The organism is Acinetobacter sp. PC34, from assembly GCF_051789135.1.
GTDB classification, from domain to species: domain Bacteria; phylum Pseudomonadota; class Gammaproteobacteria; order Pseudomonadales; family Moraxellaceae; genus Acinetobacter; species Acinetobacter johnsonii.
Genome location: NZ_CP196664.1, coordinates 1843668 through 1856240, shown reverse-complemented (window position 1 = coordinate 1856240; position 12573 = coordinate 1843668). Strand labels below are relative to the sequence as shown.

The window sequence follows — 12573 nt, the reverse complement described above, 5'->3', positions numbered from 1 at the left end:
CACTTTTTTAGTGAGCTTTATGTCAAAATATATTGCTTAAAGGTGTATAATTTTGCTCAAATATCAAACAATGTTTGAGCATTAAATTTGCAGTCCTAACTTGTAGATGAAGGTGGAAAAATTGCAGCAGTTTGCTATTGGTCAACGTTGGTTATCAGATACTGAAACGGAACTCGGTCTAGGAGTTCTTATTGATGTAGATGAGCGATCTGTCAGCATCTTATTCCCTAAAAGTGATGAAACACGTGTATATGCACGGAATAATGCACCTTTATCACGTATCATTTTTAACGTGAACGATGAATTACAAGATCAAGAAGGCACCAAGTGGACGGTTGAATCACATGAAGACCGTCATGGTGTGGTGCGTTATAATGTTGTTCGTCGCTTAGAAGATAGTACGGAAGAACGTAAATCACTGAATGAGACTCGCATTGGCGCTCAAATTCAGCTGTCTAAACCGCTTGATCGCTTATTGGCAAGCCAAATTGACTATAAAGAATGGTACGACTTACGTATTGAAGCAATGCTGATGCAAGCCAATATGAAGTCGAGCCCTTTACGTGGCATGGTCGGTTCACGTGTCGGTTTGATTCCTCATCAGTTGTATATTGCACACGAAGTGGGTCAGCGTTTTGCTCCCCGTGTCCTTTTAGCCGATGAAGTGGGCTTAGGTAAAACCATTGAAGCTGGATTAATCATCCATCAACAGCTTAAAACGGGCCGTTCAGAACGCATCCTAATTTTGGTACCCGATTCACTGCAATATCAGTGGATGATTGAAATGCGTCGTCGTTTCAATTTGAACTTCTCATTATTTGATTTAACCCGTACGGCTTCAATCAAAGAACATGACCCTGAACTGAATCCATTCCTGACTGAACAATGCATTATTGCGTCAATCGATTTGATGATTGATCATGATGACTTGCGTGAACAAGCCCTAGAAGCTGGTTTCGATCTGTTAGTGGTCGATGAAGCGCATCACTTGATGTGGAATGAAGAAGACGGTGGTAATGACCGCTATGACTTGATCGAAGAGTTAGCAGAAAAAACACCAGGTGTTTTACTGTTAACGGCAACTCCAGAACAGCTGGGTGTGGAAAGTCACTTTGCGCGTTTACGTTTACTTGACCCACAGCGTTTTAGTTCACTGGATCGTTTCTTGGATGAAGAAACCCAGTATCAACAAACTGCAAAAATTGCTGAAGTACTGATGTCAGATATGCCACTTGAAGAAGGGCATTTGGCTGCATTGGAAGGTTTGCTAGGGCATCGCATTGAAGATGCACCCGAACAACGTTTCCGTGCCATTCATGAGCTTTTAGACCGTCATGGTACAGGGCGTATTTTGTTCCGTAACACCCGTGAGGCCATTCAAGGCTTCCCAGGTCGTGACTGTCAACCTGCACCTTTGCCTGCACCAGAAAACTGGTCTAAAGATGGTAAATTACGTGAACAAATGTGGCCAGAAGAAGCGCAGCTTGACGGTGCATGGATGGAAGCTGACCCGCGTGTCATGTGGCTCATGGAAAAACTACGTACAGATTTAAAACACAAAAAAGTGTTGTTGATTGCACGTAGTGGTCCAGTAGTTGAAGCGCTTGAAAATGTACTCCGTTTACATGCGGGTATTCGTACCGCTATGTTCCATGAAGGCATGAGTTTACTTGAGCGTGACCAAGCGTCGGCCTACTTTGCTGAAGAATCTTATGGTGCACAAATTTTACTGTGCTCTGAAATTGGTTCTGAAGGTCGTAACTTCCAGTTTGCATCAGATTTGATTTTATTTGACTTGCCTGCAAACCCAGATGTACTTGAACAACGTATTGGTCGTTTAGACCGTATTGGTCAAGAAAACCGGATTCAAATTCATGTGCCGTATCTAATTGGTACAGCGCAAGAACGTATGTTCCGTTGGTATAACGAAGCCTTGAATATTTTCAGTAATATCTCGCCAACTGCTCAAACTTTACAAGAAAACTTTATTGTTGAATTGAAAGATTGTTTACTGACAGATCAAGGTCAGCAGTTTGATGACTTACTCGAAGCGGTCAGCGTACAACGTGAAGCCTTAGAAGCAGAGTTACAATCAGGTCGCGACCGTTTGCTTGAATACAACTCTTGTCGTCCAATTGTGGCGCAAGAAATTGTGCAAGCGCTTGAGTCTTATGATGACAACACCACTTTGCCAATGTTTATGAAGCGTTTTATGGCGTCGACAAACATTGATTTTGACGAGCAAAGCAATGGTACAGTCATCATTAAACCAACCGATCAAATGCAAGTTCAAGGTTTAACCTTGGACGAAGAAGGCATGACTGCAACCTTCTACCGCGATCAAGCTCAGATACGTGAAGATGCTCAGTATTTAACCCTTGAACATCCATTTACTGAAAGTGTGATGGAAATGATCAACACTCAAGGTTTTGGTAGTACCAACGTTGCAGTGTTGAAGTCAGCTGCTTTACCACAAGGTTCGGTGTTGTTAGAAGTGTGGTTTAAGGTCGATGTGGTTGCACCGAAAGCATTGAATTTGCCTTCAAGCTTACCGCAGCAGCTGGTTCGCGTTTTGTTGAGTGAAAAGGGTCAAGACCTGTCGCAGAAAATTGCGCCTGAAATCTTAAAACCATATTTACATCATTTGGATGGTAATAGCTGTCGCCAAGTCGTGAAAGCACGCCGTGAAGTGATTGAACAGCGTTATGTACAAGCATTAGAGCTTGCACGTGCGGCTTTACCGAGCTTTGTGCAACAGGCGAAAGAAGTCTACGGCAGTAAGTGGCAATACGAAATTGACCGTCTGACTTACTTAAAGCAGTTTAATCCGAGTATTCGTGAAGACGAAATTTCACGTCTACAAAAACTGCAAAAAGAAGGTCTTGGTTTGCTAGATGGCCTATCGGTTACACCAGAAGCAATTCAAGTGATGGTTGTGGTTAAACCATAATTGGAATTGCTGTATGAAAAGCACCTTTGGGTGCTTTTTTAATGGATCCTTAAAAAAGGGATGTCTAAGTTGTATTTGAAAAGTAATTCATTGAAATTTTAAGCGCTTGCTTATGCTAGAATTTTCGCCATTAAAACTCTAATGTATCGAACAATAAATTATGTCTAAAGCTCTAGTAACAATGGGTTCAAAAACAACACATGGTGGCATAGTCACTGAGTGTGAAAACAGTTTTGTGATCAATGGTATTGCTGTGCATTTAAATGGAATGAAGCACTTTTGTCCAAAGTGTCGAATGGTGGTTTCTGCGATTGCAGCAGATCAGAGTACAACGGTCTTGGGGCGTGCTGTGGTGATTGCAGGAGACAAAACCAACTGTGGCGCTACTTTCTTAGGCAATCAAAATCTAACTGTTTCTGCAAAGTGATCTCAGATCTATCCCAGAATATTTTTAAAAATTGGCCGAAGTGATCAAAGTCCATGACTTAGGATTCATCCTGCGCCATTTCGTTTAGTTTGAAAAACGATTATGGTAAATAGGCTATAAAACAATAGATCTGAATGACATGAGCAAACCAGCCTTACACTTTACCCATGCAAACGGCATTCCCTCGGGCAGCTATCAAAAATTTTTCCAATTTTTAAATAAAGATTTTGATGTCAAAGCGATCCCGATGATTGGTCTAGATCCGCACTATCCTGTGGAATACCGTTGGGAAGCGTTGGTCGATCAAGTTATTTCAGATATTGAACAGCAGTTTCCACGGCAACAAGTGATTGGTTTAGGGCATTCTTTTGGTTCTTTACTTACGCTTATGGCGGCTTATAAAAAACCACAGTTGTTTTCTCAAGTGATTATCATGGACCCACCGTTTGTGATCGGTTCAAAAGCCTTTTTATTTGAAGCGTTACAAAAGCTGGGATCAAAGTCCATTGAAAAACTTACCCCAGCTGCGGTGACCGTCAAACGGCGTGATCATTGGGAAAGTATTGAGCAGGCCAGTCAGGTGCTCAGACCGAATCGTATTTTTAAAGACTTTGATGAACAGTGTTTTGCAGACTTTATAGCGTGTGGTTTAAAAAGTGATCCGACTCGAAATGGGGTGACGCTAACCATTCCCAAACATACTGAAGCTGAGATCTTCAGGACAGTGCCTGCATGGTGGTGGCGTACCCCACGCAAAGCACCTGATATGCCGATTCATGTGTTGACTGCAAAAGATAGCCATTTCTATAAGCAAGGTTTACCCCAAGGGATGAAAAAAACCTATGCGATCGACTATAGTGTGCTTGAAGGCGGGCATATGTTTCCGCTAGAACAACCGAAACAGACCGCAGAATTTGTACACCAGCTCATTAAAGAGCAACAGCGAAACAAATAAGAAAATATTTCTGTGAGTCTGTTGAGTGTAATAACAGATTAGCGAATCATCGCCTCATCCAAATGACGTGAACCTTCCAAAATCATGCGAATCATGATCATGGTTTGTTCAGCCATTTTTTTACGCTCTACACTTGGCATATCAATCACTTTGGCACCCATATTGAAAACCAATTGGGTGATTGCCATGGACACCAATTCAGGGTGGAAGAGTTTGCTATTATTTAAACGTTCTAAACGAATTAAATCGTCTTTCAGTTCTTGTTGGAAATAATTCAACTGTCTTTCGACCGCATTTTTATAAGATGCCGAACCCGTATATGCTTCGCGTAATAGCAGGCTTAAGTTGCCATCATCCGCATCGAGTTGTTCAATAAAAACTTCGACTGAGCTACGAATAATACTTTCTTGGCGAATGGCCTTGATCCGTGCTTCATGCAAAATTTGGCGTAGCACAACACCTGCACGTTCAATCAACTCGATAGCCAGTTCATCGGTATCTTTAAAATGACGATAAAAACTATTCGGCGCAATGCCTGCTTCACGTGCGACTTCACGCAAGCTCAGGGATGCAATACTTTTTTCAGGACCAATCAAATTTAAAGCAGCTTGAAACAGTTCATCTTTTGTAATCGTTGCTTTTCGACCAACACTACGTGCAAGCACTGGTGCATGTTTTTTTGAAGCTTCATGCTCTGTGTTGGTTGTATGGGTTTGAATGGTGGTCGGTGTCATATTTATCAAGCAATTAAATCAATCGGTTCATTATAGCCCCACTGGTCGGCATTGTGAAACGAAACGAAACAATCAGAGTATATATACAAATATATATACATGTGTATAATAATTAAAAATCTATGGCGTGGTCCTTTACTATGCAGATCCTTGAAAAAACTAAATCTCCTTTAACTGAGTATGCTGAGAGTGTTATAGACCGACACACTGCTAACTTTTGGCTTCAAAAAATCAACCCACTTTGGTCGATACACCAAGCTTTGGGTAAAGTGGTAAAAAAAGAGCAAGTTGCACACGATATGGTGAGTTTAACGCTGCAAACCAATCGTCATTTTCAAATGGGGCAAGCGGGGCAACACCATCCTGTATATGTCGTGGTGCAAGGCGTACGTTATGAACGTACCTATAGTTTGACCCAGATTGATACGCAACATGTCTTACTCAATGTAAAAATGGTAGACCAAGGCAAGGCAAGTCATTGGCTATGTGAGCAGGCTCAAATCGGCGATGTCTTAGAATTCGGCCAGCCTTATGGCGATATGCAATTGACTGTAAATGATCAACAGCTAATTTTACTTGCTGCGGGCAGTGGTATTACCCCCATGCTGAGTTTACTGAAACGTTTAGAGAAGACTGCCAAGCTTAAAAAGCAGCATGTACATTTGATGTATTGGGTGAAAAAACATACTGATGCAGCTTTCAAAGCATATTTTGAGCAGTTGGCAGCACAATACTCAAACTTTACATTCAGCATGTTTTATACCCAAGAATCAGATGAAGGTGAGCGTTTAAACCAAAACCATATGTCTGGATTGGATCAGATTGAAAATGCAACGGTATATGCATGTGGCCCTTCAGGTTTTGTGGCTACGGTTGAGCAGCTTTTCGCTCATGCTAACACCTTAAAAACTGAAGCTTTTAGCATGAGTCCATTTGCAAACGATGATGTTGGTTTTGTGAATATTACCTTAACAAAGTCGAAAAAGATTTTAAGCATTCCAAAAGGTCAATCTATTCTTGCAAGTTTGGAACAGCAAAATGTGAAGCCTCAACATGGCTGCCGTATGGGAATCTGTAACAAATGTGCCTGCAACAAAGTGGAAGGTTCAACCAAAAACTTGGTCAATGGTGCACAAAATTCTGAGCCTGGAAATTTTCTAAAAATTTGTGTCAATACGGCACAAACCGATCTTATTGTTGATTTATAAGGGGAATAAATACAATGAATATGCCTGTTAAAGTTGAATATTTTAAAAACCCGAAGAATCGTGAGTTAACGACATTTGAGTTAGATGAACTTGCACGTGAGCTAGATGCCATTAAGCAAGAAGTACTGGATGATATTGGCGAGAAAGATGCGCAATATATTCGTCGTGTCTATGCAGCGGTGCGTTATGCATCTATTGCAGGTCGTGCATGTTTATTTGCAGGTTGGTTCCCACCTGCATGGGTGTTGGGCACGGGCTTGCTGAGTTTTGCCAAGATTATGGAAAACATGGAATTAGGTCATAACGTGATGCACGGTCAATATGACTGGATGAACGACCCTAAGTTTAATGGTCAAAACTATGAGTGGGACATCGTAGGTACAGCAGACAATTGGCGTCAGACCCATAACTACAAGCATCATACCTATACCAATATTAAAGGAATGGATGATGACATTGGATATGGTCTGCTTCGATTATTCCCAGAACAACGTTGGAAACCGGGCTTTTTATTGCAACCGATTTATAGCATTCCATTTTGTTTGTTGTTCCAATGGGGCGTTGCGATCCAAAACTTGGAATTAGGCAAATACTTCAAGGGACGTAAAAGCAAAGCGCAGACTTTAGCTGAATGGAAACCTATGCAGCGCAAAATTGGTAAACAATTGTTTAAAGATTATGTGTTTTTCCCACTCATTGCAGGGCCTGCGGCGTTGCCTGTGTTTACAGGGAATTTGGTTGCAAATGGTATCCGCAATATGTGGACATTTAGTGTGATTTTCTGTGGTCACTTCACCAAAGACGTTGAAGTTTTCCCGAAAAAAGTACTGGAAAATGAAAGCCGTGGTCACTGGTACATGCGCCAAATTCGTGGTTCGTCGAATTTAACTGGTTCAGAAGCATTCCATATTTTGACAGGGCACTTAAGTCATCAAATTGAGCATCACTTATACCCAGACGTACCTGCGCGTCGTTACCGCAAAATGGCACCGAAAGTACAAGCGGTGTGTGAAAAGTATGGCATTAACTATAACAATGCCAGCTTATTAAAACAGTATGGTAGCGTCATCAAACGTATTGTGAAATATGCGTTTCCCTTTAAAAAGTAAGTAAAAAGCCACTTCATTTGAAGTGGCTTTTTTTGTTATTTACTAAATTGACGTAATGTCTTTACCAGATGATTGTAATCACCTTGTTTGGCGATATTGAGCACATGTTCAATTTCGTGTTTTAACCATTTTTGTTTTGAAGCATTAAAAGCGAACTGCGCCAATAATACAAAGGGACTTTCACCGAATTTGATCGAAAGACCTTTGACATACTTGGGTGGAGATAACTGTTCCATACTGATGCCTTTTTATAATTTAAGTGGAATGGTTCTCAAAATATTTTTATTAGGCAAAATTTATCATAAATATATTTTTTGGTAAATAAAACATGCTGAATTTTAATAATAAATATTTTAAAAAATTCAACATGATTAATTATTAATCTATTCTTAATAATTAGCTTATTTGACGATGATTTGATGTTTTTGACAAGTCGGGAAGGCTTAAATCTGTCCCTACCAAATAGCTAAAATCAGCCAAAGACAACATTTGTTTATCTTCAATGCTATTCCCATAAGCATAAACGGCATGATAGCTATCTAGCTCATATTTTTCTTGGATACGTTGAGCTTTGTACTCACAGCTACAGTCCGCAGTCAGATAGCGCCCTGTATAGCGTTGTTGGTCTTGTTCAACTCTGGTACAGATCAGTTCAATTGAGAGTATTTCACACACATATTTTAAATAGATATCAATTGAAGCAGAGACCAAAACCACATCATCGCCCAAACTTTGGTGTTGTTTTAGTTGCCTATAAAGTGCTGGGTTGAGTCCTTTGATTAAGACTTCTGCATAGCGTTTTGCATAAGCGTCAATTTCGCTCACTTCAGCTTGCTTAAACATCGCATGGAAGAGTTTAGAGCGCATATGATGGGCAGGATAAAAACCTAAATAATAACTTTGAATATAAGGCAGAACTTTTAAGCCTTGTAGAGCAATATGCCGTTTTGAATGTACATAGAAGATGAACCCTGTAAAACTGTCTTTGTCATACAGGGTACCATCAAAGTCAAATAAGGCTAGATTTTTATGCGCTTTGCACGTTGCATGCATGTTTGATAACGTCCATTGACACGAGTGGCAAACCAGTTGGTATTATAGTCACGGCTGAGCTTTGGACCAGAAATGACAACTTCTGGCATCATGGCATAGAAAGGTTCTTTTTTAGTGACTTCTTGATAAAGCTTAGCCACCGCGCGATAGGTTGCTGTATCTTCAAATTTCTTCTCTTTCTCTTTTTTCAGGTCAGAGCGAATTTGACGCGGCGTAACCAAAATATTGTGCTGAGCGAAAACACTGATGAGTTCACGTTCTGATTGGCTTTTTGCAGATTTAGGTGAGCCATCTTTGCCATAAAGTAACAGGTCGCCGTCTAAATCAAGTTCTGCTTCAGTTAAGTCATTCAACATACTTTGGAAGGCTGCATTTCGACTTGAGTACATACCTGAGTTATAGTCGGCAAAACGGTAGAGCGGTTTGTCATAGTCAGCAGGGTACATCATCAGGCGGTGAATACCGTAATACAGACCACCATATTGGCTATAAAGGTCGGTACGTAGGTCAGCCATGCTGCCACCTTCACGTTTATTATCTTTGGCATAACCGATATGCACTTGCATTGAACCCAACGTGGTAATCGGGTTCATTTTTTCGCCTACGTCCTGACCGACAAGTTTGGCTGCACCTGTGAGCGCACTGACGTGATAGTGCTTTGACATATAGTCAAAAATTTCACGGTACAGTTCATCCAGTTCGCGTTCTGTTTTAACGCGGCGCATTTGACTTAAATAGTTATCTTCAGGACTCGGCTGCTCTTTTAAAACCTGTTGGAAATAGCCTGCGATGGTGCCACCAATGGCATCGCCGAGCTTATCTTTAAATTTTTCATCTAAGCGATCTTGGACTTCTTTAACCGCTTTTTCACCTAAACCATAAACTTGTGGATCTGCAACAAAGTTAGACTCTTGATCAACCACGGCAATGATCGAACACATATTCTCTTTATTTTGAGGAATGCCAAACTGTTCTGAAATATCGTAAATATCTTCAGCCCATGAACGGCGGTCATTTACGCGTCCAGGAATGATGCGTGCGATTTGTTCAGCATTGAGCTTAGGCTCATCATCTGTCCACCATGAACGATCACCGCAGGCAGTTAAGCCTATAGATATGGCCAAGACACTTAGTGTTTTTAAACCAGAAGAAAGAAACAGCTTTTTATTCATAAACAGAGAACACATGATAAAAGGTGAGCCGAAACAGCAGTTGCAGTATACTATGTCGGTCGAAAAAGTGATGAGTTTATATGTATATTGGTCGATATCAACTGTCAAATCATTTGATTGCTGTTCCGATGCTGGGTGGGTTCGATTATTAAGGATAATGAGTATTATTTAGTCTGTTATCGGTTTTATTATGACGGCTGGCGCAAAATTTGTGCAATAGATTGAGGAGAGTTTAACTTATGATATTTCCATTTTTTGAAATTCTTTTTTTTAATAAATTAAACAGAAAATAGTTCAATGAATAGGATGACAACTTTAAAAGGCATCTAATTCCTAATACAACTCACGCTTAAGAGATAGGATAGGCCTTACTTTGTCATTACAAGTCATCTTTGGGCGTGACCATCATGCAAAAAAGATATCAAAACGATGTTTCTAATTTTCGATGAACTATGAACAATAGTTATGGAGTACAGCCAAAGGCTCGATAACAAGCCTCAAAAGCTTATCAAAGAGTAGGCTTTTCTATTTGTGCTATAGTTTAATTGTTACTTAGCAGGCAGAACAATATGAATATCTGTATTGGTGGTGACTTGGATGGTCAAGTAGTGATTTTAAATAAGATGCGATTTAATGCAAAAGAGATAGATCAAAATAAATCATCGAGCTATATCAAGCAAAAGTATGTTAAGGGCGATCAAGTCTTTAATTTTTGGCGACATGCAGAAATGAAAATATGGGATGTTACTCATCAAGTTGAGTTGATTTTAGGAAAGAAAAATTAGCTAGAAGCGGGTAAATAAGCTTTATTCGCTTTTAGTGAAGATTTTCTTATCAATATCGATGAAAAAGCATTTCATGTGGGGTTGGGTGGTAGCAATAAAATAATATGTTAAGGTCTATCTATTGCGCGCTAAAAAGCTTATAGTGATAGTGTATTAGAATTATTTATTTTATTGTATTTACTAAAGTTATTTCGCAATTGATTCAACTCTGCGGTTTATCCGATGTATATGATTTAAAAGATTAATTCTTATATTTTTCAAAATTTAAGAGAATATTTATGTCAAACATTACAACTGGTACCGTTAAGTGGTTTAATGAAACTAAAGGCTTTGGTTTTATTTCTAGCGATACTGGAGAAGACGTTTTTGCACACTTTAGCGAAATCCAATCAAACGGTTTCAAAGTGTTGAATGAAGGTCAACGTGTTCAGTTTACGATTGTAGCTGGCAAAAAAGGCCCTCAAGCAAGCTCTATCACAGTAATCTAAGAATATTGTGAATTAAAAAACCCGCTTCAGTTAGCGGGTTTTTTAATGGCAGCTTGTTTACTATTCGTTGTTAAGATCCCGTAATTCCGCTGCCTTTAGGGATTGATAGAATCTTCAGTTAAACAGGTAACGATATGAGTTCATGGAAAAATTAGTTAGAAAAGCACATCAAAATGATTTAACAGACATCGCAGAAATTCATCACAAATCATTTATACGTCAAGCAGATTCTAAGCAATGGATAGCATCAACACTTGCGGCTTATCCTCGGTTTTTTGTCACGTAATCGTGTCTGATAAAACGGTTGGCTATATTTTTTGGGCTCAAAAGTCTGGCTTTCGAGAGGAAGTGATACTGGAACTAGATCAAATAGCGATCCATCCAGATTTTCAAGGTTTGGGATTAAGCAAAAAACTAATTATAGACTCGCTTAAGGACGTTGAGAATGAATTATTGCAAAGAAATCAGAAGATAAAAAACGTACTGGTGACGACAGGCGTGAATAACTTCGCAAGAAAAATTTATGAAGATTTGTTAGGTGCTCAAGAAGTTGCAATTATCTCTGATTTATATAGTGCACCTGAAGTTTATTTAAAAGCAGATCGAAAAGATTTAGTTTTTTAGCCTGAATGGCTTATTTAAAAAATATATGAACAAATATTAATTGATCTATAAGAAATCTTTTGAAGGACTGATTAAGAATAGTAGAAAAATCCCTAGATAAAGGGATTTCAATGCCAAGTAATCAATATGAGAATAGGAATGAGGTGAAATTGTGATATTTGCTATGACACCCTAAAAGACTCTAGGAACGAGTTTAGTGATGAAAGTGTAAAAGCTGACTCGGAAAAATGGAGTGATTTATGAGTATTGTTGAATTACATGAAGTGAAGCGCCACTTACACTATGCCGATGATAGCAATGATGCCTCATTAAAAAGCTTTATTGTTGCTGCTGACGCTATAATTAAAAATTATATTACAGATAATTTTGGATCGGAATATCCATCTGCCATTAAACAAGCTGCTTTACTATTAATTGAATACTGGGAACAGCACAGAAAAGATGGGGGAGAGGTGTCTGTGAATGGTAACTACCTCCCGATACCCGTACTCTCTTTGCTTAATCTATATCGTAAGCCCACTGTTTGATAGGTGATGTAGATAATTGTATGTATCTTTAGGCATGGTATATTTGAAATCACTGCATTGTAATTGAGAATTATTTGCATTTATTGGGTTTGTGCGTTAGAATCAATTTCAAGAATAAAATAAAATTTGACAATGATGTTTCATTAACCCAGCTCTATTGATTCTCCAGAGGCTGGGTTTTTTATCTGCTTTAACAAAAAATAAAATTAGGTTAAATTATACCGATTGTTAAAATAATTATGAGAATAAAAGATCATGAACAAAAAATTTGAATTACATGTACTCAGCCAAATCTATGACTTTCTAATTGAAAGAGAAGGATTCACTGCTCTGAATCTTCATTTTAAAGTTATGGAATTCTTTAGGGAGTTACATGTGGGGGATAAGAGGAATTTTGTTGTTTTGGCCCCGAATAAAATTTCAGGTAATTTCGGTGAGGTTACTCATATTCATTTATTAAATATTCCACATTTCCATGAAAAGGAAAAATTTATTCATTGGGCACATAAAGCTCTAAATCGCTAAGCACCTCATTTGTAAG

15 protein-coding genes are annotated in these 12573 nt (G+C 39.1%); 11 read left to right on the top strand and 4 right to left on the bottom strand.

Going from position 1 to position 12573, the window contains the following annotated elements:
- Positions 1-112 precede the first annotated feature (112 nt).
- The 3 genes from rapA to ACSC9N_RS09005 all read left to right on the top strand — a co-directional run bounded on the left by rapA (position 113) and on the right by ACSC9N_RS09005 (position 4332).
- A complete protein-coding gene (gene rapA / locus ACSC9N_RS09015; protein ID WP_058869470.1) occupies positions 113-2950 on the top strand; it encodes an RNA polymerase-associated protein RapA in 2838 nt (945 codons plus the stop codon).
- 160 nt (positions 2951-3110) lie between these two features.
- Entirely contained in the window at positions 3111-3377 is a 267-nt protein-coding gene (locus tag ACSC9N_RS09010) for a PAAR domain-containing protein (protein WP_005399638.1), read from the top strand.
- A 139-nt stretch (positions 3378-3516) separates the two neighbouring features.
- Positions 3517-4332 carry an alpha/beta fold hydrolase gene (locus tag ACSC9N_RS09005; protein ID WP_010326549.1) on the top strand — a complete coding sequence of 272 codons (816 nt, stop codon included), beginning with the start codon at positions 3517-3519 and terminating at the stop codon, positions 4330-4332.
- Between the two features lie 38 nt (positions 4333-4370).
- Here the strand turns inward: ACSC9N_RS09005 and fabR are convergent, their stop codons facing one another.
- Entirely contained in the window at positions 4371-5066 is a 696-nt protein-coding gene (gene fabR, locus ACSC9N_RS09000; protein ID WP_004693528.1) for an HTH-type transcriptional repressor FabR, read from the bottom strand.
- 140 nt (positions 5067-5206) lie between these two features.
- Here fabR and ACSC9N_RS08995 point away from each other — a divergent pair, with 140 nt between their 5' ends.
- Complete coding sequence (locus ACSC9N_RS08995) at positions 5207-6274, top strand: ferredoxin reductase (protein ID WP_010326550.1); 1068 nt, start codon at positions 5207-5209, stop codon at positions 6272-6274.
- Between the two features lie 14 nt (positions 6275-6288).
- Positions 6289-7383: a fatty acid desaturase family protein gene (locus ACSC9N_RS08990; RefSeq protein WP_010326551.1), complete on the top strand. Its 1095-nt coding sequence runs from the start codon at positions 6289-6291 to the stop codon at positions 7381-7383.
- A gap of 35 nt (positions 7384-7418) precedes the next feature.
- Here ACSC9N_RS08990 and ACSC9N_RS08985 read toward each other — a convergent pair whose 3' ends face one another.
- The 3 genes from ACSC9N_RS08985 to ACSC9N_RS08975 form a co-directional block, all read right to left on the bottom strand.
- Positions 7419-7619, bottom strand: coding sequence for a hypothetical protein (locus tag ACSC9N_RS08985; protein ID WP_010326552.1), 201 nt, complete (start codon positions 7617-7619; stop codon positions 7419-7421).
- Between the two features lie 160 nt (positions 7620-7779).
- Entirely contained in the window at positions 7780-8436 is a 657-nt protein-coding gene (locus ACSC9N_RS08980; protein ID WP_010326553.1) for an HAD-IB family hydrolase, read from the bottom strand.
- Positions 8403-9608, bottom strand: coding sequence for a DUF1615 family protein (locus tag ACSC9N_RS08975; RefSeq protein WP_004980175.1), 1206 nt, complete (start codon positions 9606-9608; stop codon positions 8403-8405). Before ACSC9N_RS08975 ends, ACSC9N_RS08980 begins: the two co-directional genes overlap by 34 nt.
- A 569-nt stretch (positions 9609-10177) precedes the next feature.
- On the opposite strand from ACSC9N_RS08975, the gene ACSC9N_RS08970 reads away from it, so the two are divergent.
- The 6 genes from ACSC9N_RS08970 to ACSC9N_RS08945 all read left to right on the top strand — a co-directional run bounded on the left by ACSC9N_RS08970 (position 10178) and on the right by ACSC9N_RS08945 (position 12557).
- Positions 10178-10393 (top strand): hypothetical protein, encoded by a 216-nt coding sequence (locus ACSC9N_RS08970; protein ID WP_004693517.1) that lies wholly within the window; start codon positions 10178-10180, stop codon positions 10391-10393.
- Positions 10394-10671: 278 nt separating this feature from the next.
- Complete coding sequence (locus ACSC9N_RS08965; RefSeq protein ID WP_004693516.1) at positions 10672-10881, top strand: cold-shock protein; 210 nt, start codon at positions 10672-10674, stop codon at positions 10879-10881.
- A gap of 142 nt (positions 10882-11023) precedes the next feature.
- The gene (locus tag ACSC9N_RS08960; RefSeq protein ID WP_224466390.1) at positions 11024-11167 is read left to right on the top strand and encodes a hypothetical protein; all 144 of its coding nucleotides are present in this window, start codon (positions 11024-11026) and stop codon (positions 11165-11167) included.
- A gap of 2 nt (positions 11168-11169) precedes the next feature.
- Positions 11170-11505, top strand: coding sequence for a GNAT family N-acetyltransferase (locus ACSC9N_RS08955; protein ID WP_263507264.1), 336 nt, complete (start codon positions 11170-11172; stop codon positions 11503-11505).
- Between the two features lie 239 nt (positions 11506-11744).
- Positions 11745-12032, top strand: coding sequence for a head-tail connector protein (locus tag ACSC9N_RS08950; RefSeq protein WP_010326555.1), 288 nt, complete (start codon positions 11745-11747; stop codon positions 12030-12032).
- A 255-nt stretch (positions 12033-12287) separates the two neighbouring features.
- Positions 12288-12557: a hypothetical protein gene (locus ACSC9N_RS08945; protein ID WP_010326556.1), complete on the top strand. Its 270-nt coding sequence runs from the start codon at positions 12288-12290 to the stop codon at positions 12555-12557.
- Positions 12558-12573 lie beyond the last annotated feature (16 nt).

Bases quoted from the DNA above. Each gene is read 5' to 3' on its own strand.
- ACSC9N_RS08980 (WP_010326553.1), bottom strand. From the start codon at position 8,436: ATGCATGCAACGTGCAAAGCGCATAAAAATCTAGCCTTATTTGACTTT.
- ACSC9N_RS09010 (WP_005399638.1), top strand. From the start codon at position 3,111: ATGTCTAAAGCTCTAGTAACAATGGGTTCAAAAACAACACATGGTGGC.
- ACSC9N_RS08960 (WP_224466390.1), top strand. From the start codon at position 11,024: ATGGAAAAATTAGTTAGAAAAGCACATCAAAATGATTTAACAGACATC.
- ACSC9N_RS08985 (WP_010326552.1), bottom strand. From the start codon at position 7,619: ATGGAACAGTTATCTCCACCCAAGTATGTCAAAGGTCTTTCGATCAAA.
- ACSC9N_RS08975 (WP_004980175.1), bottom strand. From the start codon at position 9,608: ATGAATAAAAAGCTGTTTCTTTCTTCTGGTTTAAAAACACTAAGTGTC.
- ACSC9N_RS08990 (WP_010326551.1), top strand. From the start codon at position 6,289: ATGAATATGCCTGTTAAAGTTGAATATTTTAAAAACCCGAAGAATCGT.
- ACSC9N_RS08995 (WP_010326550.1), top strand. From the start codon at position 5,207: ATGCAGATCCTTGAAAAAACTAAATCTCCTTTAACTGAGTATGCTGAG.
- ACSC9N_RS08970 (WP_004693517.1), top strand. From the start codon at position 10,178: ATGAATATCTGTATTGGTGGTGACTTGGATGGTCAAGTAGTGATTTTA.
- ACSC9N_RS08945 (WP_010326556.1), top strand. From the start codon at position 12,288: ATGAACAAAAAATTTGAATTACATGTACTCAGCCAAATCTATGACTTT.
- ACSC9N_RS08965 (WP_004693516.1), top strand. From the start codon at position 10,672: ATGTCAAACATTACAACTGGTACCGTTAAGTGGTTTAATGAAACTAAA.
- fabR (WP_004693528.1), bottom strand. From the start codon at position 5,066: ATGACACCGACCACCATTCAAACCCATACAACCAACACAGAGCATGAA.
- ACSC9N_RS08950 (WP_010326555.1), top strand. From the start codon at position 11,745: ATGAGTATTGTTGAATTACATGAAGTGAAGCGCCACTTACACTATGCC.
- ACSC9N_RS09005 (WP_010326549.1), top strand. From the start codon at position 3,517: ATGAGCAAACCAGCCTTACACTTTACCCATGCAAACGGCATTCCCTCG.